The following is a 19,314-nucleotide window of genomic DNA, read 5'->3' as shown; positions in this document are numbered from 1 at the left end:
GGCTTACATGTAATGATCAATAACGAAATTTTCTATCTTTTTGCCATTATCTCCGTCGGTTATATCTTAGGCAACGTCAAAATCAAAGGTTTTTCGCTCGATGTGACCGCGATGCTTATCGTAGCGCTCATAGCGGGGCATTACGGCATGGTTATTTCCGATGCGTTTCAGTATTTCGGTCTGGCGATTTTTATCTATGCGGTCGGGCTACAATCCGGTCCCGGTTTTTTTGATACGATCAAACACGAAGGTCTCAAACTCAACCTTTTAGCGGCACTTTTGCTGGTTATTTTGTTCGTGATCATCTTTGCTACCGGACATTTTTTGCACATGCCCAAAACCATTATCGACGGTATTTTTACCGGTGCGTTGACTTCCGTTCCGGCATTGGCGGCGGCTTTGGAGATCAAGCATACGCCCGCAACGTCGGTTATGTTCGGTTTGGTGTACCCTTTCGGTATCGTCGCGACCGTTTTGTTTATACGCCTTTTGCCCGTCTTTTTTCGCGTGGATTTGCAAAAAGAGGTTGAGACGTACGAAGCGGCGCAAAAGAGCCGATTTCCCGATATTTTGACGCGCAACTTTCGCATCACGAACGAAAATTTTAAAACCACGCAAATTAAAAAATCGCAAATCGAAGCCATGACTTCCACGGTGATCGAACGCATGAGCACCGAGAAAATCGATAGCACCGAAGACGACGACATTTTGCTTCGCTACGGCGACGTCATTCGCGTCTGCGGAACGGAAGAACAGCTTGGCAACCTTAGCATCGTTCTGGGAGAGAGTATCGGCGAAGAGCATGTTTTTGACGACAATATGATCGTTTTACGGCTTTTAACGACGTCCAAAGAGATCATCGGTAAAAAAATCGGTACGGTCAAGGAGCTTAAATCGCTTCGCGCGGTTATTACCAAGGTTCGACGTGCGGGTATCGACATCGCGGCTTATCCGAATTTGACGTTGCGCTTGGGCGATAAACTCCATGTCGTCGCACCCGAGATGTACGCCGAAAAAGTAACGAAAATCATCGGTAACGACCTTTTAAAATACCCCGCGGCAGACTTTTTACCGATAGCCCTCGGCGTCGTCGTCGGCATTCTTTTGGGAAGCGTTCCGCTTGCGTTACCGTTTGTCGGAACGATCAAGCTCAGTTTCGTGGGCGGCATTTTGATCTCGGCATTGGTACTCGGACGACTCGGGCGCGTCGGACCGATCGTGTGGAATCTATCGCCGCACTCGACGTCGCTTTTGAAAACCTTGGGACAGTTGATCTTTATGGCAACGCTCGGTACGAATGCGGGTAAATACTTGGTCGAGTCTTTGGAAAACAACGGGTTTATCCCTATTTTGGTCGCATTGGGTGCATTGTTGGTCGCACTTGCCGTGGTCGCGTTGATTTGCCGTGCGATTTTCAAGATGAACTTTATCGATATTTTGGGACTTCTCTCCGGAGCGATGACCTCGACGCCGACCTTAACGATGGCGAACAACATTACCAAAACCGATTATCCCTCTATCGCATATGCCGCCGTCTATCCTTTAGGGCTGGTCTTGGTTATCGTCTTGGCGCAATTGGGTATGAAGATGATGTAACATGCAGATGAACGTCCTCACGCACAACCATTGGCTCAACCACTATGTTTTAAACAAAGAATTGAGCCTGCTTGCGGGGATTTCATCGAACGCTTATCGGTATTGGAAAGGCGTGGAAGCGGCAAAATTCGACGATGCGCGGGTTGTTTTTTTACGGAAAGAGAGCATTTTGCCCAAATATCGATCTATCGTTGCCAAATGTACCGATCTTAGCGGTATGGTACAATCCCAAGCTTTTTGCAAATACACGGGGTTAGCCCCCTCGCACCTCATAGAAGGTAACAACTCTTGCATCTATAAAGCGCTAAACATCATCGACGTTTGCGATATCAAATTCGTCAATCTCAAAAAATTTTACGATGATTTGAACTTGGATTACGGTTACCATATTTATATCGAAAAATGCCGTTATTTCGGTCCTTCGCCCTTGGAAAAAAAGATTCATCTCAGTAGCGGAATTTGCGTAGGATATTATTAAGGATGTAACGTAAAAATCACGTTGCTTTCGTTATAATGCCACTCGATAAAACGCAAAAGGGGACAAGGATGTTTGGTTCAAAACGAATCGCAGAGCTGGAAAACGAAAACCAGCGCTTAAAACAAGAGCTTCAAACCGCACGCCAAGAGGTCGAAACGTACCGTCTTGCGCAACACGATCTTCAAGCGACGTCGCTCAACGAGTCGGCAGACACGAGCAAAGAAGAACTTCTTTCTATTTTACTCGGAAGCTACGAAGACGGTATGAACTTTTTACAAAATACCATTGAAGAAAGCCTGACGATGCTCGGCGAAATTAACACGCTAAACGACGCTTCGATGCTCGGCGGTCAAAACGTCGAGAAGCAAACCCAAGAGATTTTAACGTCGATGGAAAAAATCCAACTTCTCACGCAAAACTTTACGCGTGACGTGGAAAATCTCTCAAGTAGCGTTTCGGCGATTAGCGATATTATCAATTTGATTAAAGATATTTCCGATCAAACCAATCTTCTTGCACTCAATGCCGCGATCGAAGCCGCACGGGCGGGAGAACACGGACGTGGATTTGCCGTCGTTGCCGATGAGGTACGAAAACTGGCGGAGCGTACGCAAAAAGCGACTTTGGAAGTCGAGTCGAATATCAGCATTTTGAAACAAAACACCAACTCTATGGCAGATACGAGTGAAACGTTCCAAACCGAATCACGCGCTTCTATGGCGATTTTGGATAAATTTTCCGTCGAAATTCAAACGGTGCTTTCCAATTCGACGCGCATTACCAACAAATGCGACAACGTCACCAACGAAATTTCCGTCAGCAACGGTAAAATCGACCATATTTTACTCAAACTCAGAGGCTACAATGCCGCATTAAAGCGTCAAAATACCGACATTATGGGACACACGTCATGCCGCTTCGGCAAATGGTTTACAAGTGTGCAAAAGTTACTCAATACCAACATCGTTCATGAAGTGAGCGATCACCATACGCGCGTACACGACGGACTGAAAAAAGCCGTTGAAATTTTTGCAACAACAAACAATGCAACCGAGGGTATCGAAGCGTTTAAAGCGGTTGAAAAATCAAGTAAAATCGGCTTTGAAAAACTCATTGAAGCGTTTAAGGCGATTCGTAAATCGTAAAAAAGAAGGATTAACGGGCTTTACATGTCAAGCCGTTAATCCTCAAATAAGCACAAAATCGTTATACTTCCAGTTCTTTCAAAAATAGAGAGGTGTCCGAGCGGTTGAAGGAGCACGCCTGGAACGCGTGTGTGGGGCAACTCACCGAGGGTTCGAATCCCTTCCTCTCTGCCAGTGATTTCTTAATTCAGACGCTTTCACAATAATAAAACTCAAGAAAAATTTTTATATTAATATAGACTTTAAATTAACGAGGTCGCGAATGAAATTTAACGAACTTGACATGCAAAATTGGAAAGATTCAGATATTAATACCGACTCTCTTTGGCTGATAGAACAAAGAGACAAAAGCGGAAAGCATAAAAATGTTTACCATGGTAATTTTATTCCTCAAATTCCAAACCAACTTTTAAGACGTTATACCAAAGAATGCGATGTTGTGCTAGAGCCTTTTATGGGAAGTGGTACCACACTTTTTGAGTGTGAAAAATTGAATAGAAAATATATAGGCTTTGATATAAATCCACACATGCTAAAATATGCAACTAAAGCTATGAGTGATGGAAAATTTGAAAATAATTTTTATATTAATCATTGCAATAGTCTTGATAGTCAGCAAGTGGAAGCAAACATAAACAATGCAAATATAAAGCTTCAAAAGGCAACTGTTCAATTTGTTTTAATGCATCCACCCTATATGGATATTGTAAAATTTACGGAAGACGATAATGATTTATCAAGGTGCAGTGATATCAACGAGTTTGTTAAAAAATTTAAAATAGTTTGTGAAAATAATTTACGCTATCTTGATAAAAATAGATATTTTGCTGTTGTTATAGGGGACGTTTATAAAAACGGCGAAGTATTGCCGTTAGGCTTTTATTGCATGGATATGATAAAACGAAATTTTAAAGTGAAGCTCAAAGGAACGATCGTTAAAAATATTGAAGGTAATCGAGGAAAGCTTGGTATTGGCGGCATTTGGAGATATAGGGCTTTGAATAGCGATTATTATATTTTCAAACATGAGTATATTTTTGTATTTAAGAAGGAGTTTTAATGAGAGGTGTAAAGAGTGGTAAAAATTTTGAAAATAGTCATATCAGTAATGGGTGTTCGGCTAAAATTCAAATGAATAATCTACATAGTAATGGTTATAACGATTTTTGTGAAGATAGTTATTTAAATAGTAAATATTATAACCCAAATTGCTAGTTAAGCCCAACAAATATGGAACGAAAAATGGTTATTCCATTGGAAAACTTCGTGGCAGAAGGGACTTCCAATGGAACACAAAATTATAGCAATCTATTGTTTAATTGATGAAATGCTAAAAGGTTTACATGTGAAAAATGATATACGTGCTAAAATCACCAATGCTGAGATACTCACTATGGCGTATTTAGCGGTCAGTGATTTTAATGGGAATTACCGTAAAGCACATCTGTATTTAAACCCAACAAAACTCTTTTCACCCATTGATTATTCAAGATTTATTCGAAGAATTAATGAGTTGCATACTGCTGTAGAAACAGTATTTGGCTATTTATCTGGGCTTTTTTCAACCATACACCCTTCACAAATTTATGCCATTGATTCTTTCCCTGTAGAGTTATGCCAACTCCAAAGAGAATCACAGTGCCAATTGATGCGTCATATGGATTTAAAAGGCTATAACGCTTCAAAGAAGCGATACTTTTATGGATTTAAAGTGCACATGATAGCCACGACCCAAAAAGAACCAGTGAGTTGTTACATCTCTTTTGGAAAAGTCTCTGATGTTAAAGTGGCTTACAAACTGATTCCTACACTTCCACCTGATTCAATAGGAATTGGTGATAAGGGTTATGTATCCTCAAAACTTGAAGCATTAGCACATCGATTTAACATTAACTTTAACCCTATTTATCGCAATAATCAAAATAAAAATGACACCGACTATTGGATAAAACGAAAACTTAGAAAAAGCATCGAAACTGCTTTTTCGATGATAACGGCTAAATTTGGAAAAGTCATTAAGGCTACTTCCCTTAACGGATTTCTAACTAAGTTGAAGCTTTTTATTGCAGCGTATTCCATTGACTGCTTTTTTAAGCTTCCTAAAGCAAAACAACAGTTGATTTTTAGCTATGCTAACTAGCAATTTGGGTAATATTATATGAAAAAAGTATATGAAGATGGAACAATAGTTGATACATCCATAGATGAACACAAAAAAGGTATAGGACACGGTAAATTAATTAGTGTAGAAATAAAGGGTGCTCGATAATGAGTAATCCATTTAAAGAAAATACAACATCACACCACGATTGGGAAATTTTAAAAGATTTGAAGTGGCATTGTACAAAATGTGAATTGCAATCAGGACAAGCAAAAACTTGGCAAACTTGGAGAGATGAAAAAGGTATCCAATTTGAAGAGCCAACACCTAGAAGATGGGAAAAAAGAATATTTTGTAAAACTTGTCAAAAAACAACTTCACATCGAAAATTAAAGACTTTAGAACTATTGGAAAATGTAAGTATTAGAACTCAGATTACTCCAAATATTGCAAAAAAAGTAAAAGATTTATATCAAAATGAAGAAGCTGTATTTCTTAGAAAATTAAGCCCAATGGAACTAGAAATTGACCATAGATTTCCTCAAATAAGATGGAATAGTAACGAAGACAAGAATGATAATTTATCTGATGCTGAATTAAAAGCAAAATTTATTTTATTAAATAGAAATAATAATCTTTGGAAATCACGACAATGTGAAAAGTGTTTTAAGGAGGGGATTAGAGGAAACTTTCCTGGAATTGAGTTTTGGTATGCTGGAGATAGAACTTGGCAAGGAACTTCACAAAGTGATGAAAATGGTTGTGTAGGTTGTTTTTGGTACGACCCATACAAATGGCGAGAAGCATTAAATAAATTGATAAATTCATTAAATAATTAATAATAGTTTATAAAATATTTGATATTTAAAGAAAAATAGGATATAATTTTGGTAGAAATTGATAAATTTAAAATAAGAGAACTGATGGCAAAAAAACAAATTGCAACATTACAAGAGTTGGCAAATAGTTTGGGTATTTCAAAAACTCAACTATCAAATATTTTATCGGATAAGTTTATTCCTATAAAAAGTAATGTAGTGGAATTGGCAAAGTTTTTTGATATTAGTCCACTTGAGATTATCAAAGAAAAAGATATAAAAGAGAAATAATGAATTACATCGGTTCAAAATATAAACTCTTATCGTGGATAGATGAGGTAATGAAAAAAACAGTCGGTCAAGATTTGTCACAAAAAGTTTTTTGCGATCTTTTTGCCGGTACAGGTATTGTCGGAAGAACGTTTAAAAAAAGTGTCAAAAAAGTTATTAGCAACGATTTAGAACCTTATAGCTATGTGCTCAATAAAAACTACATCGAAAATCATGAAGAACTAGCAGACAAGGAGTCGTTTATAGAAGCGTTAAACGCCGTGCCTTTACGAAAAGATGGATTTATTTATAACCATTATTGTATGGGAAGCGAAAGCGGTAGACAATATTTTAAAGATGAAAATGGTCAAAAAATTGATGCAATGCGTATGCAAATCGAAGAATGGAAAAAGTGTGGTAGTATTGACGATAGAATGTACTATTTCCTTTTAGCTTCGTTATTAGAGAGTGCTGATAAAGTGGCTAATACGGCGTCTGTTTACGGAGCATTTTTAAAGCATATTAAAAAATCTGCCGACAAACAAATGGTTTTAGAACCCGCTCATTTTGAGCTAAATTCCAATTCACATACGGTCTATCAAGCAGATAGCAACGCACTCATCCAAGAGATAGAAGGCGATATTTTATACCTAGACCCACCCTATAATCATCGTGAGTACGGTGCAAATTATCATTTGCTCAATACCATTGCTCTTTATGATACGTTTGTTCCTAAAGGGAAAAGTGGCTTAAGGGCATATCAAAAAAGTCGTTATTGCAAGAAAAAAGAGGTGCATGCGGCGTTTGATGCATTGATTAAGAATGCACGCTTTCGTTATATCTTTTTAAGCTATAACAATGAAGGATTGATGAGCGAAGAGGATGTCAAAACCATTATGTCAAACTACGGAAATTACCGTTTAGAAACGATACTTTATCAACGTTTTAAAGCCGATAAAACGGAGAACAGAAATCACAAAGCTGACACGACGTACGAGTATTTACATATTTTGGAGAAATACTAGGCATAGTGTTCAATGCCTACTATTTTATACTCTTCTTGAGTAAGTTCTCGCCCAGTAACGCTTTTTTTTAAGGTATAGTCATATCTTATCAAGTAAGCTTTTTTATTAGGCTCTATAATATAATATCCGTTTCCCGGTATTTCGTCTGCATGTAAGATCACGTTCTTGCCTTCTTTGTGTAGCTTGATTGAAAGCCCCTCAAACGCTTTACCGCTTAATACTTCATCTAAAAGTTCTTCATTCATCTTTTTCTCCTTACATGTAAAGGTAAACAACACCCCAAAAGGTTTTAGACTTTTCATTGTGCTATAATAATGACACCTAAAATTTTATCGAGCAAAATGCTTTCTTGTGGTCATCACAAGTTATATTATAGCGTTAGAAACTTTCAAAACAGACAATCGCTTTTTGTAAAATTATTGACATGTAAGCAAAAGGAGTTCAAAATGCCACCCAAAGTAATTTTTCCCGAAGTATATAGTTTTGAGGAGAGTATAGCGATACTCAATAAGTATAAAAACCAACTCACAAAAGAGCAATATGAAAATACTAAATCCGTAATAGGTAACCATGCGATCGAAAGCATCTATTTAAATGAAAGAGATATTAAAATATTGGTTGATATGGACGTTCATCATCTAAGCTCTGAAGAGGCTATTCAAAGAGCGAGAGAGAGGGGCGAATTTTGAACATTTATTTATTACAGTAGTTTTTACAGTATGTTTTTTAAATATTTTATTTTTATCCCATAAAATAGAGATTTTCAAATCCCTTCCTCGCCATTTCTTCCAAAAATTATTTTTCAATTCATCGTTTGATTTTTAGATTTCCCCTTTTTGCGTACTATTTTAGTGCCGACATGTCAAGATTTTTCGTAGAAATTTTTTCAAGCACATTCGTTACAAAAAGCGATATACTTAAGACTTTCAAACCATACGATACACAAGAAGTCTTATGAATTATATCGGCTCGAAATACAAATTATCTTCGTTTTTGAAAAAGACCATTACCGATGTCCTCGGTTGCGACTTATCCCAAAAAGTGTTTTGCGATCTTTTTGCGGGTACGGGAATCGTGGGAAGAAGCTTCAAAAATGACGTCAAGCAGGTCATTAGTAACGATCGTGAAGCGTACAGTTTTGTGCTAAACAAGCATTACATCGAAAATTGCGAAACGATTGCCGAACAAGGTGCGTTGATCGAAAAGCTTAATGCTCTTAAACCTATCGATACCGGGTTTATTTACACCCATTATTGCATAGGAAGTCAAAGCGGCAGACGCTACTTCAGCGATGAAAACGGTCAAAAAATCGATGCGATACGCACGCAAATCGAAGTATGGAAGAACACGGGTACGATTAACGACGCGGTATACTACTTTTTAATCGCCTCCCTCATCGAAAGTGCCGATAAAATAGCCAATACCGCGTCTATTTACGGCTCTTTTTTAAAAGAACTCAAAAAACCCGCCGCACGAAAGTTGGTTCTCACTCCCGCCGATTTCGAGCCGAGTGTTAGCTCTCACGTCGTTTATCAAAAAGACGCCAATGTTCTTATCAAAGAGATCGAAGGCGATATTTTGTACCTCGATCCGCCGTACAATCACCGAGACTACGGAGCAAATTACCACCTACTCAATACGATTGCCCTTTACGATACGTTTACGCCCGAAGGCATTAGCGGTTTACGCGCCTACCAAAAAAGTAGCTATTGTAAGAAAAAAGAGGTTTTTCGTGCATTTGAAGAGTTGATTAAACATGCTCGATTTTCTTCGATTTTTTTGAGCTATAACGACGAGGGGCTTATGAACGCCATCGACATCCGCAAAATTATGTCAAAATACGGCCGTTATCACTTGGAAAAAAAGGCGTATCGTCGTTTTAAAGCCGACAAAACGGAAAATAGAAATCACAAAGCCGACACGACGTACGAGTATTTACATATTTTGGAGAAAGCGTATTAAAGAGGTGAGGGTGTTTCATTTTTAAGCCAAATCGTAAAAACATTCTTTCCCTTGTCGTGTTTGTACTCTAACTTCATACCGTGTAGACGAATGACATGCCATGTGATAAAAAGCCCAAAGCCCAACCCTCGCGAACTTTTCTGCTTTTTCCCTTCTAAAAAATAGGGTTTTGCGTAGTCTTCGAGCGTACATTCCAAAGCGGGTGCTTCATTGCTGATGGTAATGCGCTCCGTGTCGTTGCAAAGCGTGACATGGGCATTTTTGGAATAGGTGACGCCGTTGTCGAGCAGGTTTTTCAGCGCAACGCCGAAAAGTTCAAAATCGACGTTTAGGTCGATCGGCATAAGTTCACATGTGATATGCTCTTTCTTGTCGGCTAAAAGATCCAAGGCAAAATCGACGATATCTTCGACGTGATAAGCTTTGATGTCGAGTTTTAGCTCATCGGCGCTGAGTTTTTCGATACGCGAAAACTCCTCCAAAAGGGCTTCTTGACGTTTAAAAACGTTTTGCAAAATCGAAGCGTAGGTCGTGTTTTCGAGCATTTCCGCCGCCAACTTTCCTTTGGTAATCGGCGTTTTGAGTTCGTGCATAATGTTGCGTAAGAAGAGTTGTCTCGAATCGCGTAAGGACTTGATTTTGGTAACGGCCGCGTCAAATTCGTTCGCCAAAGCGGCAATCTCATCGCGTTTATTGCTTTTACATGTAATGTCGTAATGCCCGTTTGCAAAACGTTTGATTTGTTCGCGTAAATTCTTGAGCGGTAAAAGGCTGCGAATGATGCCGATGTAGAGCATTACGACAAACGCCAGTGCTAAAAGCGGAAAAACGATACGCGGCAAAATCTCTTTTTTAAAAGGTGCTTCTAAAACGATAGGCGGCATATCGCGGTTGAGCAAGATCGTATAAATATGCATACCGTAAGGCACGCAATCGACTCCGTAGCGAAAACGCTCTTCCATCCGTTTCATCGGAAAAGGTTTGGGCGGACGAGGGCGGTCGAGAATTTTGTCTTTGAGCGTTTCGTCGGTGACGAGTGAAAAGCCCATCTCTTCCAATTTGCTAAAATCGAGGTTTTGCGTTTGCCGATCGAAAGCGGCACGCAAGGCGACATGAGAGTAATCGACGACGGTTTGAACGTCGCGTAGGGTTTCGTAACGTGCGACAACGAAAAAAATAGCACTCATGCCCGCAAGTGCGAGCGCGAAAATCAGCGTTATGCGAACCAGAAGCGAGTGGTACCACTTCACGCTTGGAGCCTATAGCCGATTCCTCGGACGGAGTGGATGAGTTTGGGCTCTTTAGAGCTCTCGCAAAGTTTGGTGCGAATACGGCTAATCAGCACGTCGAGGCTTCGGCTTTCGTTCTCTTCGTTGAGGCTTGGCGTACTGCCTAAGAGCTCGGCTCTTGAAACCACGCAGTTGTTTTTTTTGATTAGGTACGCAAGCACGTCGTACTCGGCGGGTGTGAGCGTTAAGGGTGCGTTGCGAAAGAAAATCGTGCGGCTCTCTTCTTTGAGATGTAGCTCGGACGTTTCGGACTCGTCGGTACTTTGAAGGCTCTTTTTGTACCGTCTTAAAACGCTCATGATGCGTGCGTAAAGCTCTTTTGGCTCATAGGGTTTGGGCAAATAGTCGTCGGCTCCGAGTTCCAAGCCGATAATTTTATCTTCCAAATCGCTGCGCGCGGAAGAGATGATAATAGGAATATTGCTTTTGGCGCGGACTTCTTTGCAAATCTCAAGTCCGTCGAGTCCGGGAAGCGAGAGGTCTAAAATCAGTAAATCGTATTTGCCGATGCTTAAAGCACTAATCCCTAAATACGGATCGTCGTAATTGGTAACGTTGATATTGTAACGTTTTAAAAACGTACACAAAATATCGGCCAGCTCGACGTCGTCTTCGATCATCAGTAAATTGGGTTGCATCGCCTTATCCTCGAAGAATTGTTTGATTCATCATACCTTTAGAGTTTGAACGATTTGTTAATGCAAAAACCGCCGATAACCTTATTGGCATCTTGAGTATCGATGATAAAAGTGTAAATCTCAAACGTGACGAGCATGCCCTCTTGCGTCGAAAGCTCAAGCGTATGGTGAAAGCGGTTTTCAAAAAAACTCAAACGATCGATATCGTCGATCGTATCGGCTGTTTTAGCGTCGAAAAGTTCGTGCGCGCTTTTGGACTGCCATGTTTTAAATCCGAGGAATTTTTGAAAAGCGCGGTTGAGGTAAAGATACGGACCTTGGCGATGTTTGATAAATGCCAAAACGGGGAGCTGTTCAAAAAAAGCGGCGTAACGTTCGTTCTCAAGCGTTGCGCTTTGAAGTGCCGCTTTTTCATGCGTGATTTCTCTAAGGGTTCCTACCATACGAATCGCTTGGTTACGTTTGTCGCGAATCGCTTTGGCTTTGACGCGAACCCATTGCAACGGCTCGCTTTGGCGAATGCGGTGTTCGATGCTAAAAATATCGCTTCTACCGTCAAGATGCGCTTTAAGACGCTCGTTAACGACGGCCATATCTTTAGTATGCACCAAATTGAGCCATGACGAAAGCGTTGAGGGCGTTTCATTGGGCGCGTAACCCATGATGTGTTTCCACTTAGGCGAAAAAAAGACGCTCTCCGTTTGAATATCCCAATCCCAAAAAGCCTCGTCGTTCCCCTCTAGCGCAAGTTCCAAGCGCTCTTTTTGGTGTAAAAGGCTTTCTTTGTTTTTTTGAAACGAGGAGATATCGACGATAATACCGCTGTACCCGATGGGCGTATTTTCTTGACCGAACAGGGTTGAAAACGAGATCTGAACGCTTTTGCGTACATCATTGTCGAACGTGAGTTCTGTGGTGACGCTTCCTTTTTTAGGAAAGGTTTCGATATGGGCTAACGCCTCTTTTGCATGTGCGCCAAAAGCTTGTGCGAACGCTTTGTTGCAAACGCTCTGAGACTCTTTCTTATAAAAAGAGGGAAGTGCCAATGTATAAAAAACAAGATCGTTTTCATAGGAAACGGAGGGCTTTTTAGTGCGTTTTGCACGTTGAAACGAGGTTATGAAAAAAAAGATTATACTTAAAAGAGCGGCTAAGGCAAGAAAAGTCGTTAAGCTCATCGTTTCTCTTTTGTGATCGCTAGCATGCTTAAAAAGCAAAGTTTTTTATGCCGCTTGAAGTTTCAAAGCGGCATGAAAATCGTGTTTATTTTAACAGTTCTTTTTCCCGTACGATAAACGGAACGCCTTTAATGCCCGCTCCGAAATATTTTGCTTTAAGCTCATCGATATGAGCAACTTCTTTATCGCTAACTTTTTGGTCGTATTTGACCGATTCGTCGTAATATTTTTTCAAGATTTTAATCTTTTCGGCATCGCTTTTGACTTTGGACGTTTCGTTGTAAATCAAGACGGATTTTTCCAATGAACTTCTTTCATGCACCGGCGTGAAGATTAAACGAAGGTTATGCGTCGTTAAGCGTTGCTCGATTTGAGCGAGTTCTTGACGGCAGTAAGGGCACTCCGGATCGGTAAAAACGACGAGAGTGTCTTTTTTAGGATCGTTACCGAGTGCAACGATATTTTTCTTATCCTCTTTTTGGTACAAAGGAGAGAGTTTCTTTTGAAGCTCTGCCATTTCCATCATATCTTTGATGCTTCCGCCTTGTTTGATGCTAATGACATCGGGGAAAATAAGATCTTCTTTGGTGAAAATGCTCAATTTTTGAGAACGTTTTCCGTCGCTTAGGTTAAGCGTCACAAAATCCATTCCGTCGATGCCGTCGACTTTTTGGCGGGAAACCACTTCGATGGTAATGTTGGGGACTTGAATCGTTGATTTGAAATGTTCAACGATTTCGGCATCGGTTGCGGCAAAAAGGGATGAGGTAAAGAGCGCAACGAGCCATAAAAGATGTTTTTTCATTCATTTTCCTTATGATTTGCAGTTTGTAAACTGCATGAAATGTTAGGTATTGTACAATAATTTTTATCATATTTTGTTAACAAAAGGTCAACGAATGGCTGAGAACGCCGATAAAACGCAACTAATTCGTGACATTGAGACGCTGATCGAGTCCGATCCGAATGCGCCGATTGCGTCTTTTGCGATGCTTGAATTTTTGGAGATCGACGATTTGGCGTCGATCAAAGAAAACCTTCTCCGCTCCAAGTCCAACCGTTCGCACGAAAACGAACAATGGTTTAACGAGCTATGCAAAAAGTAAGTTTCGAGGTACAACGATGAAACAAGTTTGGCCCTATCTCAATGAGCTGAAAGAGCGTCGCATTGCGGCAGTTTACATGTTAAACAATCTCGTCGAGTTGGCTTACGAGGTTGAAGGGCGTACGAAAAGCGTTACGTTTTCTTTTGAGACCGAAGGCGGTGCAATGGGCTATATAGAGTCGTTTTACTGCGACACTATCCCTTTGCCGCCGTCTAAGGTTTTGCATCCGCTTAGCGGAACGTTTCACGTCCTTAAAGAGTGCCGCCTGTACGTTAGTGAGAGCGGTTGGGAACATTTTGAAGAGTTGGAACTCGTTACCGATCAAGGAAACTATCTGCTCTTTTTCGACACTGCGGACAAAAAAGAGCATTATGCCGCGATGCAAAAAGGCAAATCGCCGACCTTGCCCTTAGCAACGCCGAAGGAAGTTTTTTTGCCGCAAGAGCTTTTTAACGTGGACGATTTTCGCGAAAATCTTGCGTTTGCCCTAAAAGCGCACGGTGAACAGAAAACACCCCACGGTTTGCCGTATGCGATGCATCTTTTAAGCGTGACGGCAGAGGTCATCAACGCCTTTTCGCGAGAGCCTTTGAGCTATGACGAGCATAACGTAGCGATCGCGTGTGCGCTTTTACACGACGTGAACGAAGATACGCCGACTTGCATTACGAAAGAGAGTCCGATCGCCGGACATAAAGAGGTTATTGCCAAAGGCGTACACGCACTGACGAAAGATAAAAGCTTGCCTTCCAAAGAGGCACAAATGCGCAAGAGCCTCGATCAATTGAAAAAACGTCAAAACTGCGTTGCTTTGGTGAAACTTGCCGATCGCATCGTCAATCTCGGTGAGCCTCCAAAACATTGGGATAGCCTCAAAAAACGTGCCTACCTTGAAGAAGCGCAACTCATTTTGGATGAATTGGGGTATGCGCATACCTACTTAGCTTCGAAACTTCAGGACAAAATTAAGGCATATTCGCTTTACATGTAAGAATGCTACGGAACTAAAAATGCTTAGCGTACGCAAAAACGAAAGGATACGCTATGCGTGTTTGGATCACTTACGTCAAATATGCCCCTGAGATTATCGCTTTGATCGCAACCTGTATCGTGCTTGCGCGCTAAACGTTTTAAAGCATCGCTACGTCAAAGAGAAGAATCTGCGAGGATTGAATCGCTTTGATTTCGTATGTTTTATCCTCGGTAATCTGCACTTCGTCGCGCGCTTCCAGTAAAACGCCTTCGATTTCAACGCTTCCCTCGACGATAAAAAGGAGCCTGCCGTGATTGGGTGCCGATGAAGCAAGAAGAAGGATCTTTCCCTCGTTAAGGTGCGCCGTTTTGATCAATGCGTCTTGGCGAATCGCAATGGAGTGATCTTCGCCGTTGGGCGAAACCAGCGTTAACCAGCGATCAGGACGTATGTCGTTGCGAAAATCGCGTTGCGCGTAAAGGGGTTGAGCTCCTTTTCGATCGGGTTGAATCCAGATTTGAAATAAGGCCGCTTTGCCTTTTTCGGAAGCAAATTCGGAGTGTAAGACACCGCTCCCCGCACTCATATACTGAATTTCGCCCGCATGAATTTCGCCGCGGTTTCCCTCCGAGTCTTGATGAATAAGAACGCCTTGCGTCACGATGGAGACGATCTCCATATCGCGATGCGGATGCATGCTAAAGCCCTTGCCTTTTTCGATAATGTCGTCGTTGATGGTGCGAAGCACGCCAAATCCCATGCGTGCGGAGTCGTAATATTCCGCAAAGGAAAAACTAAAACGGCTGTGAAGCCAACCATGCTCCGCTTTGCCTCGTTGGTTGGCTTTATGAATCGTAAATGCCATGGTTGACTCCTTTACATGTAAATTATTTTGACACGCTTGCAGAGTGTTGCTCTGCAAGCTACGGTAACACGAGGTTCTCTTTTTCGCAGAACCCCAACTTTCAGTGCTTTGATTTATTTTTGTAAAATTCCCTCTAACGCGACGTCGATTTTAACCTCTTCGCCTACGATGACGCCGCCCGTTTCAAGGGCTTTGTTCCATGTGATGCCAAAGTCTGATCGGTTGATTTTACCGCTAAGACCAAGTCCTACGCGTTTGTTGCCGTAAAGATCGGTTGCGGCTCCGCCGTTTTCGTAAGCTAACACAACGGGTTTGGTCACCCCTTTCATCGTGAGTTTGCCGTAGGCTTTGTCGCCTTTGATTTCATCAAGCGTAAAGCTAATCGTCGGATACTTTGCAACATCGAAAAGATCGGCGGAGCGGAGGTGATCGTCTCTGTCTTTGATACCGGTATCGATGGAGGCGGCTTGAATCGTTCCGTTGAGCGATTGAAGCGTTTTGCTGGCTTCATCGTAAACAAAGCTTCCGTTAAAAGTCGCAAAATTGCCTTTGACGGTTGAAATCATCGCGTGTTTGACGCTAAAATCCGTACTAGAATGGCTAGGATCGACGTTGTAATTTCCGGCAAAGAGGGCAGTGCCTGCCAAGAAAGAGCTTGCGAGTAAGGTTTTGATTTTCATAAGGTTCCTTTTTTTACTAATTAGTAATATTAGAGCAAAAAAATAGCTGACTTACACGAAGTCTATTGCGCTTTTTGCAGTTTTCGTAACAGGTCGTACAACGTGACCAACTCTTCATCGCTCAAAACGTCAAAATAACTCTTAAGATTGGCTGCGTGTTCGGTAAACATACCGCCGATGAGTCCGCGTCCGCTTTCGGTAATGCTTACGATACGCACACGGCTATCTTCAAGGGACGGAAGCGTTTGAACAAGACCGTCTCGCGTAAGATTTTTGACAACCACGGTGACGTTTCCCGGAGTGCTCATAATCAACTTGGTGATAGAACCTATCGGTAAATCGCCGCGATGGTAAAGGACTTCCAAAATTTCAAACTGGTTCATACTCAAACCGGATGCGTTGATGTATTTCAACTCTTTGGCACGGATTTTTTGAAATGCGCGCAGGATTTGAATCCATGTTTGCATGCTTTTATCGGTGCGCTCTCCGTAACTTTTGACGCCTGAACGTAGTTTCATTTTTACCTTCCTTTGCCGAAATTATATTACTAATTAGTAATAATGTCAAGACGATTCTAAAAATAAAACAAAAACGTCACTTTTTGGTTGACATGTAACGTCTTCTTCTTTAAATTGTACTATAATTGCGCCGAATTTTACGGATAGGGAAACGTATGGAAGAAAATCAAACGGAACACGAAGCGAAAAACCTTTCAAGCAAAGTGTTCGCGCTCAATCAGTTTTTGGAGATTAACGTTGAAAACTTGTTGCTCAATATTTTAAATATCGCTCGGTATATTTTTATCGTGATGATGATCGTCTATTTGGGGCAATGTTTCATTAGTCTGGGCTATAAAATGGTATCGTTTACGATTTCTCAAGGTGCGCTCGATTTTAATTCGATGAAAATTATTTTGACGGACGGCTTGTTTATTTTGATCGTCTTGGCGATCGTGAAGACGCTTTTTATTCAAGACGGGTTTGACTACGCGGTGACCTTTCTTGAAATTTCGTTCGTCGTATTGGTTCGAAAGCTCATTTTGTTGGAGACCGATCCTTCCGAGACCTATTTGTTGTTCGTGTTGGGCATTACCTCCGCACTCTTTTTTATTTTGATCGTTTATATCAAAGGAATGAAGCATAAGTGGGAGCGGGAAAAGTGCGAAAAGTGTCTTCAAAATAAGGAAAAATAATAGTGCATTTACGTGCGGAACGTTCTTTCGGGTTTGCCGAAATAATAGCCTTGAAAAAGATCGATTTGAAGCGCTAACGCCTCTTCGTACACTTCTTGGGAGCAGACAAATTCCGCGACCGTTTGAATGCCGATTTTTTGGGAAAATAAAACGATCGCCTGTACCAAAGCAAGGGCTTTTGGATCGTGCGCGATATGCTGAATTAACGAGCCGTCGATTTTGATAAAATCGGGAGACAACTCGAAAACGTAAGCGTAATTGGAATAGCCCGATCCAAAATCGTCGATGGCAAAACGAACGCCCAAAGTTCTAAATTTTTGTACGAAAGCTTGAACCGTCGCATAATTTTGAACGCCTTGGGATTCTAAAAACTCGACGACCAGCAACTCGCCCGTAGCGGTTGCTTCGATATGCTCGTAAAGTTCTTTGCAAAACGGGGTATTGATCAGATCCAAATAACTCATATTGAGCGAGATACATGTGCGCGTTTTTGCGGCAATATCGATGCTTTTAAAGAGCATCATACGCGAAATTTCGGAGTATTGATGGGTTTTGATCGCCGTTTCCAAAAAATCGTTCGGAGCGTAAAAACGTGTCGGATCTTCATCGTCTTGCAGGCGCATTAATGCTTCGTATTTGACGATTTTTCCGTTTGCGGCGACGATGGGTTGAAAAAAGGGCATAAAAAGGTCGCATTCAATCCCGCGTGCAATTTTATTTTTCCAATAAACGTTTTTTTCTATCTCTTGTTTGATGGCGTGAATATCGCGGTAAAAGACGACATGCGTGTGCGTCTTTTTCGCTTCATTAAGCGCAATGTCGGCAGTGCCGAGTACGTTCTCTTTCTCGAACGAAACGCCGATGCAAATATCAAGATAAAGAGGCTCTTTGAGCGATCGTACGCGGATCGTATGCTCTTTGACGCGGGTAAGAAGTTCTTCGATCATTTTAGAACATGCATCGCTATCGTAGGAGCTATCGGAGCGTAAAATGACGAATTCGTCTCCGGAAAGTCGGTAAAGATCCAAACGGCGGCGTTTCGTAAACTCTTGCAGCAGCGTGGAAAAAAGTACCAAGACTTCGTTACCGACTTCCACGCCGTAGAGTTCGTTGATGGTGCGAAAAGCGTTAATATCGATCAGCAAAACGGCGGGTGAACGCACAAGCGCGATGTCTCTTAAAAGAGCGGTTCGGTTGTAAAGTTTGGTCAGATGGTCGACGTAAAGTCTATTTTCCAACTCTTTGTAGAGTTGAATGATCTGTAAAACGATTTTATAAATTAAAAAAGAGACAAGGATGAGCGTGAGTGCGATCAGAATGATCTCTCCGGCATAGTAGTAGCGATCTTCGCGCGCTTTTTGTTCTTGAAACGATTCAAGATAGCGATTTTCGGTCTCTAGCGCGGTTTCGACTTCGATCTCGTAACGGCTAAGGAGTGAAGAGACGACTTGGTTTTCGCCTCGAATGTGAAACGCCAAGGTATTGAGGTCGGGATGATTTTGCGCAAAATAGCGATCGCGCGTCTCTAGGAGTTCTAAAATACGGCGTAATTTTTCTCGAATCTCTCCGTGATGAAACAAAAGTGCTTGCGGCGAACCTAAAGAGAGCGAAGGCGTATAGGTTTTGGTAACGCTTTGCGTGCTGTTGTGCGACAAGGGGATACTCAGCGTTCCACCTTGCACTAGGGTCGTGTTTTTTTCAAGAAGACGATCCAAGGTCGCTTCGATTGATGCCGCGATTTCGAGGCGTTGTTTTTCGGTTTTGGTTGCGGCGGAAAGTCCTAAGAAACTGATTTGAAGCCGATGGACGTCTTCGAGTAAGAAGCGGGTAATGTCGATTTTTTGACGCAAATTGTCCGATTTTCGATCGAGCGTGCGTGAGAGCGTATGAAAAAACTCATGCACGCAGATCACGAGAATCCCGCTTGCGATAAAGCACGAAAAAAGCCATACGAGATATTTAAACAGTACTTTGTTGACGATGTACCCCATCGGCTCC

General features: G+C 41.6%; 22 protein-coding genes and 1 tRNA gene. 14 read left to right on the top strand and 9 right to left on the bottom strand.

Annotated elements, in window-relative coordinates:
* The first annotated feature begins 12 nt into the window (after positions 1 to 12).
* From OA34_RS07215 to OA34_RS07175, 9 genes are all read left to right on the top strand, one after another.
* The gene (locus OA34_RS07215) at positions 13 to 1,596 is read left to right on the top strand and encodes an aspartate:alanine exchanger family transporter (RefSeq protein ID WP_039673844.1); all 1,584 of its coding nucleotides are present in this window, start codon (positions 13 to 15) and stop codon (positions 1,594 to 1,596) included.
* Position 1,597: 1 nt separating this feature from the next.
* A complete protein-coding gene (gene cheQ / locus OA34_RS07210; protein ID WP_039673842.1) occupies positions 1,598 to 2,074 on the top strand; it encodes a cheVAW transcriptional regulator CheQ in 477 nt (158 codons plus the stop codon).
* 68 nt (positions 2,075 to 2,142) lie between these two features.
* Positions 2,143 to 3,219 carry a methyl-accepting chemotaxis protein gene (locus tag OA34_RS07205; RefSeq protein ID WP_039673840.1) on the top strand — a complete coding sequence of 359 codons (1,077 nt, stop codon included), beginning with the start codon at positions 2,143 to 2,145 and terminating at the stop codon, positions 3,217 to 3,219.
* An 86-nt stretch (positions 3,220 to 3,305) separates the two neighbouring features.
* A tRNA-Ser gene (locus OA34_RS07200) sits at positions 3,306 to 3,393 on the top strand.
* A gap of 28 nt (positions 3,394 to 3,421) precedes the next feature.
* Complete coding sequence (locus OA34_RS07195) at positions 3,422 to 4,279, top strand: DNA methyltransferase (protein ID WP_353681547.1); 858 nt, start codon at positions 3,422 to 3,424, stop codon at positions 4,277 to 4,279.
* Between the two features lie 225 nt (positions 4,280 to 4,504).
* A complete protein-coding gene (locus OA34_RS07190) occupies positions 4,505 to 5,359 on the top strand; it encodes an IS982 family transposase (protein ID WP_039673836.1) in 855 nt (284 codons plus the stop codon).
* A 128-nt stretch (positions 5,360 to 5,487) separates the two neighbouring features.
* Positions 5,488 to 6,159, top strand: coding sequence for an NlaIII/IceA1 family type II restriction endonuclease (locus tag OA34_RS13660; RefSeq protein WP_052435362.1), 672 nt, complete (start codon positions 5,488 to 5,490; stop codon positions 6,157 to 6,159).
* Between the two features lie 48 nt (positions 6,160 to 6,207).
* On the top strand, positions 6,208 to 6,429 hold the full coding sequence (locus OA34_RS07180) for a helix-turn-helix domain-containing protein (RefSeq protein WP_039673834.1): 222 nt from the start codon (positions 6,208 to 6,210) through the stop codon (positions 6,427 to 6,429).
* Entirely contained in the window at positions 6,429 to 7,433 is a 1,005-nt protein-coding gene (locus OA34_RS07175; protein ID WP_039673832.1) for a DNA adenine methylase, read from the top strand. The genes OA34_RS07180 and OA34_RS07175 overlap by 1 nt, the downstream gene beginning before the upstream one ends.
* On the opposite strand, the gene OA34_RS07170 is transcribed toward OA34_RS07175, so the two are convergent.
* Complete coding sequence (locus tag OA34_RS07170; RefSeq protein WP_039673831.1) at positions 7,430 to 7,678, bottom strand: hypothetical protein; 249 nt, start codon at positions 7,676 to 7,678, stop codon at positions 7,430 to 7,432. The genes OA34_RS07175 and OA34_RS07170 overlap by 4 nt on opposite strands.
* Before the next feature lie 201 nt (positions 7,679 to 7,879).
* Here OA34_RS07170 and OA34_RS07165 point away from each other — a divergent pair, with 201 nt between their 5' ends.
* Entirely contained in the window at positions 7,880 to 8,122 is a 243-nt protein-coding gene (locus OA34_RS07165; protein ID WP_039673830.1) for a hypothetical protein, read from the top strand.
* A gap of 265 nt (positions 8,123 to 8,387) precedes the next feature.
* Positions 8,388 to 9,395, top strand: a complete 1,008-nt coding sequence (locus OA34_RS07160) for a DNA adenine methylase (RefSeq protein ID WP_039673828.1) — start codon at positions 8,388 to 8,390, stop codon at positions 9,393 to 9,395.
* Here OA34_RS07160 and OA34_RS07155 read toward each other — a convergent pair.
* From OA34_RS07155 to OA34_RS07140, 4 genes are all read right to left on the bottom strand, one after another.
* Positions 9,392 to 10,645, bottom strand: a complete 1,254-nt coding sequence (locus OA34_RS07155; RefSeq protein WP_039673826.1) for an ArsS family sensor histidine kinase — start codon at positions 10,643 to 10,645, stop codon at positions 9,392 to 9,394. The genes OA34_RS07160 and OA34_RS07155 overlap by 4 nt on opposite strands.
* Positions 10,642 to 11,322, bottom strand: a complete 681-nt coding sequence (locus tag OA34_RS07150) for a response regulator transcription factor (protein ID WP_039673824.1) — start codon at positions 11,320 to 11,322, stop codon at positions 10,642 to 10,644. The genes OA34_RS07155 and OA34_RS07150 overlap by 4 nt, the downstream gene beginning before the upstream one ends.
* A 38-nt stretch (positions 11,323 to 11,360) precedes the next feature.
* The gene (locus tag OA34_RS07145) at positions 11,361 to 12,500 is read right to left on the bottom strand and encodes a PAS domain-containing protein (protein WP_039673822.1); all 1,140 of its coding nucleotides are present in this window, start codon (positions 12,498 to 12,500) and stop codon (positions 11,361 to 11,363) included.
* A gap of 85 nt (positions 12,501 to 12,585) precedes the next feature.
* Positions 12,586 to 13,305, bottom strand: coding sequence for a thioredoxin domain-containing protein (locus OA34_RS07140; RefSeq protein WP_039673821.1), 720 nt, complete (start codon positions 13,303 to 13,305; stop codon positions 12,586 to 12,588).
* 94 nt (positions 13,306 to 13,399) lie between these two features.
* Between OA34_RS07140 and OA34_RS07135 the strand changes: the two genes are divergently transcribed.
* Positions 13,400 to 13,606, top strand: a complete 207-nt coding sequence (locus OA34_RS07135) for a hypothetical protein (protein WP_039673819.1) — start codon at positions 13,400 to 13,402, stop codon at positions 13,604 to 13,606.
* A gap of 16 nt (positions 13,607 to 13,622) precedes the next feature.
* Entirely contained in the window at positions 13,623 to 14,597 is a 975-nt protein-coding gene (locus OA34_RS13655) for an HD domain-containing protein (RefSeq protein WP_286682907.1), read from the top strand.
* 139 nt (positions 14,598 to 14,736) lie between these two features.
* Here OA34_RS13655 and OA34_RS07125 read toward each other — a convergent pair whose 3' ends face one another.
* From OA34_RS07125 to OA34_RS07115, 3 genes are all read right to left on the bottom strand, one after another.
* Positions 14,737 to 15,444 (bottom strand): pirin family protein, encoded by a 708-nt coding sequence (locus OA34_RS07125; RefSeq protein ID WP_039673817.1) that lies wholly within the window; start codon positions 15,442 to 15,444, stop codon positions 14,737 to 14,739.
* Between the two features lie 113 nt (positions 15,445 to 15,557).
* Entirely contained in the window at positions 15,558 to 16,124 is a 567-nt protein-coding gene (locus OA34_RS07120; RefSeq protein ID WP_039673816.1) for a YceI family protein, read from the bottom strand.
* 62 nt (positions 16,125 to 16,186) lie between these two features.
* Positions 16,187 to 16,642 carry a MarR family winged helix-turn-helix transcriptional regulator gene (locus tag OA34_RS07115; protein WP_039673814.1) on the bottom strand — a complete coding sequence of 152 codons (456 nt, stop codon included), beginning with the start codon at positions 16,640 to 16,642 and terminating at the stop codon, positions 16,187 to 16,189.
* 155 nt (positions 16,643 to 16,797) lie between these two features.
* Here OA34_RS07115 and OA34_RS07110 point away from each other — a divergent pair, with 155 nt between their 5' ends.
* Positions 16,798 to 17,316 carry a hypothetical protein gene (locus OA34_RS07110; protein WP_039673812.1) on the top strand — a complete coding sequence of 173 codons (519 nt, stop codon included), beginning with the start codon at positions 16,798 to 16,800 and terminating at the stop codon, positions 17,314 to 17,316.
* Between the two features lie 8 nt (positions 17,317 to 17,324).
* On the opposite strand, the gene OA34_RS07105 is transcribed toward OA34_RS07110, so the two are convergent.
* The gene (locus OA34_RS07105) at positions 17,325 to 19,307 is read right to left on the bottom strand and encodes a bifunctional diguanylate cyclase/phosphodiesterase (RefSeq protein WP_039673810.1); all 1,983 of its coding nucleotides are present in this window, start codon (positions 19,305 to 19,307) and stop codon (positions 17,325 to 17,327) included.
* Between the last annotated feature and the right edge of the window lie 7 nt (positions 19,308 to 19,314).

Source organism: Sulfurospirillum sp. MES, from assembly GCF_000789415.1.
GTDB lineage: Bacteria > Campylobacterota > Campylobacteria > Campylobacterales > Sulfurospirillaceae > Sulfurospirillum > Sulfurospirillum cavolei.
This window is presented reverse-complemented; position numbering and strand designations above follow the sequence as displayed.

Coding starts and splice junctions, on each gene's coding strand:
- OA34_RS07140 (WP_039673821.1), bottom strand. CDS start 13,305: ATGAAAAAACATCTTTTATGGCTCGTTGCGCTCTTTACCTCATCCCTT.
- OA34_RS07160 (WP_039673828.1), top strand. CDS start 8,388: ATGAATTATATCGGCTCGAAATACAAATTATCTTCGTTTTTGAAAAAG.
- OA34_RS07135 (WP_039673819.1), top strand. CDS start 13,400: ATGGCTGAGAACGCCGATAAAACGCAACTAATTCGTGACATTGAGACG.
- OA34_RS07115 (WP_039673814.1), bottom strand. CDS start 16,642: ATGAAACTACGTTCAGGCGTCAAAAGTTACGGAGAGCGCACCGATAAA.
- OA34_RS07125 (WP_039673817.1), bottom strand. CDS start 15,444: ATGGCATTTACGATTCATAAAGCCAACCAACGAGGCAAAGCGGAGCAT.
- OA34_RS07120 (WP_039673816.1), bottom strand. CDS start 16,124: ATGAAAATCAAAACCTTACTCGCAAGCTCTTTCTTGGCAGGCACTGCC.
- OA34_RS07205 (WP_039673840.1), top strand. CDS start 2,143: ATGTTTGGTTCAAAACGAATCGCAGAGCTGGAAAACGAAAACCAGCGC.
- OA34_RS07105 (WP_039673810.1), bottom strand. CDS start 19,307: ATGGGGTACATCGTCAACAAAGTACTGTTTAAATATCTCGTATGGCTT.
- OA34_RS07145 (WP_039673822.1), bottom strand. CDS start 12,500: ATGAGCTTAACGACTTTTCTTGCCTTAGCCGCTCTTTTAAGTATAATC.
- OA34_RS07190 (WP_039673836.1), top strand. CDS start 4,505: ATGGAACACAAAATTATAGCAATCTATTGTTTAATTGATGAAATGCTA.
- OA34_RS07165 (WP_039673830.1), top strand. CDS start 7,880: ATGCCACCCAAAGTAATTTTTCCCGAAGTATATAGTTTTGAGGAGAGT.
- OA34_RS07175 (WP_039673832.1), top strand. CDS start 6,429: ATGAATTACATCGGTTCAAAATATAAACTCTTATCGTGGATAGATGAG.
- OA34_RS07110 (WP_039673812.1), top strand. CDS start 16,798: ATGGAAGAAAATCAAACGGAACACGAAGCGAAAAACCTTTCAAGCAAA.
- cheQ (WP_039673842.1), top strand. CDS start 1,598: ATGCAGATGAACGTCCTCACGCACAACCATTGGCTCAACCACTATGTT.
- OA34_RS13660 (WP_052435362.1), top strand. CDS start 5,488: ATGAGTAATCCATTTAAAGAAAATACAACATCACACCACGATTGGGAA.
- OA34_RS07170 (WP_039673831.1), bottom strand. CDS start 7,678: ATGAATGAAGAACTTTTAGATGAAGTATTAAGCGGTAAAGCGTTTGAG.
- OA34_RS13655 (WP_286682907.1), top strand. CDS start 13,623: ATGAAACAAGTTTGGCCCTATCTCAATGAGCTGAAAGAGCGTCGCATT.
- OA34_RS07150 (WP_039673824.1), bottom strand. CDS start 11,322: ATGCAACCCAATTTACTGATGATCGAAGACGACGTCGAGCTGGCCGAT.
- OA34_RS07215 (WP_039673844.1), top strand. CDS start 13: ATGATCAATAACGAAATTTTCTATCTTTTTGCCATTATCTCCGTCGGT.